Genomic DNA, 311 nt, shown 5'->3' on the forward strand with positions numbered 1-311 from the left:
TTCCTGTCGCATTCTCTCTATTGATCAATACCAAAGCTTGCTGTGTATGAACTGCAGCACCATCTAGTTCATAACCTTTTAAGCCACATTGGTCAATCAACCAACCTGCCGCTAATTTCACATTTCCATCTGCCTGAGCGTATTGAGGACAATTAGGATAGCTAGCTTTGATTGTCTCCGCGAGTTCACCAGAGACGACCGGATTTTTAAAGAAACTACCAGCATTACCTGTTACAGCGGGATCCGGTAATTTACTTCTGCGAGTCGCACATACCGTATCAAACACATCAGAAGGCGTTACAGTATTAGGA

1 pseudogene is annotated in these 311 nt (G+C 43.7%); it reads right to left on the bottom strand.

From position 1 onward, the window contains the following. A pseudogene (locus ACNQ0T_RS23615) lies at positions 1–311 on the bottom strand (UDP-N-acetylenolpyruvoylglucosamine reductase); the annotation flags it as partial.

The sequence above is a fragment of the Enterobacter cloacae complex sp.6700776 genome (assembly GCF_048284255.1).
Taxonomy (GTDB): Bacteria; Pseudomonadota; Gammaproteobacteria; order Enterobacterales; family Enterobacteriaceae; genus Enterobacter; species Enterobacter intestinihominis.